At 72.3% G+C, this 2055-nt stretch carries 1 protein-coding gene; it reads left to right on the forward strand.

Annotated features, from left to right (window positions below; all coding sequences use genetic code 11):
- Positions 1-2055, forward strand: a 2055-nt coding sequence (locus AC3XYG_RS00935) for a cobaltochelatase subunit CobN (RefSeq protein ID WP_489137935.1), incomplete at both ends; no start/stop codon positions are given.

Here is a 2055-nt window from a genome sequence, read left to right on the forward strand (position 1 = left end):
CCGGGCGACGACAAGCCGGATGGCGATCTCGATGCGCTGTCGACCCTGCCGGAGGAGGCGCGGGGCCGGCTGTGGCGCTATCTGGTCGAAGGCGGCATCGAGAACGCCCGCGGCTTCCTGGCCTATGCCGCGACGCTGATCGGCCGCGACCTGCCCTGGGCCGAACCGCGGCCGCTGCTGCGCGCCGGCCTGTACTGGCCGGATTTGCGCCACCCGTCCTATGCGGAGATCGCCGGGCGGTGGAATGAGCAGCCAGCGCCATTCCCAAACGAGTCCCCCCTCCCCCCGCGGGAGGGGGGTAGGGGGAGGGGGTTCTCGCCGCGAGAGCCGAACACCGCGATAGGACGACCGCCATCGAGTCCTTCGATCGACAAACCCCTCCCCCTACCCCCTCCCGCAGGGGGAGGGGGGACTCAAAAAGGAAGCGGTCGGGAGGACTCTGAGGCCGCAGGCACAACCCCCGTCATCGGCATCGTCTTCTACCGGGCGCTGGTGCAGGCGGGGAACCTGGCGCCGGTCGATGCGCTGGTCGCGGCGCTGCAGGCCCGCGGGCTGAATCCGCTGCCGATCTTCGTCTCCAGCCTGAAGGACACGGTCTCGGCCGAACTGGTCACCGAGGCCTTCGTCCGGCACCCGCCGGCGGTGATCCTCAACGCCAGCAGCTTCGCCGTCTCCAGCCCCGGCGGCCCGACCCAGCCGACGCCGTTCGACGCGGCGGACTGCCCCGTGCTGCAGGTGGTGTTCGCCGGCGGCGGCGAGGCGGCGTGGCGCGACGGCACGCGCGGCCTGTCGGCCCAGGACCTGGCGATGAATGTCGCCCTGACCGAGATCGACGGCCGGGTGCTGACCCGCGCCGTATCGTTCAAGTCGGAGGCGCGCTGGGACGCGCTGACCGAATGCACCGTGGTGTCCTACCGCCCGGTGGCCGACCGCATCGATTTCGTGGTTGATCTCGCCGCCGCCTGGACCGGGCTGCGGCGGACGCCGGCAGCCGATCGCAGGATCGCGCTGATCCTGGCCAACTACCCGAACCGCGACGGCAGGCTGGGCAACGGCGTCGGGCTCGACACCCCGGCCGGGACGGTCGAGGTGCTGCGCGCCCTGGCGGCGGCCGGCTACGCCGTCGCGGATGTGCCGGCGGATGCGGCGGATCTGATGGCGCGGGTGACGGCCGGGCCGACCAACGCGCTGGCGGCCCGCGCCGACCGCGCCGGCGGCGAGGCCTATCCGCTGGCCGATTACCGCGCCTTTTTCGCCGGCCTGCCCGATGCCGTGCGCGCGGCGGTGACGGCCCGCTGGGGCGAGCCCGAGGCCGATCCCTTCGTCGAGGGCGATGCCTTCCGGCTGGCGGTCCACCGCTTCGGCCATGTCGTCATCGGCGTGCAGCCGGCGCGCGGCTACAACATCGACCCGCAGGCGACCTATCACGACCCGGCGCTGGTGCCGCCGCACGGCTACCTTGCCTTCTACGCCTGGCTGCGGCAGGGCTTCGGCGCCCAGGCGATCGTGCATATGGGCAAGCACGGCAACCTGGAGTGGCTGCCGGGCAAGGCGCTGGCGCTGTCGCGGGACTGCTTCCCGGAGGCCGCCTTCGGCCCGGTGCCGCATCTCTACCCCTTCATCGTCAACGATCCGGGCGAGGGCACGCAGGCCAAGCGCCGCACTGCTGCTGTCATCATCGACCACCTGACGCCGCCGCTGACCCGGGCCGAGAGCTACGGCCCGCTGAAGGACCTGGAGGCGCTGGTCGACGAGTATTACGAGGCGGCGGGGATGGATCCGCGCCGGCTGGCGCATCTGCGCGACCGCATCCTCGACCTTGCCCGGAGCTCCGGCCTCGACCAGGATTGCGGCGTCAAGCCGGGCGATGAGTCCGATTCCGCCCTGGCGCAGATCGACAACCACCTGTGCGAGCTGAAGGAGATGCAGATCCGCGACGGGCTGCACATCTTCGGCCGCTCGCCCGAGGGCGACCAGCGCACCGATCTGCTGGTGGCGCTGACCCGGGTGCCGCGCGGGGCCGGGCAGGGTGGCGACGCCTCGCTGATCCGGGCC

The sequence above is a fragment of the Inquilinus sp. genome, assembly GCF_057815775.1.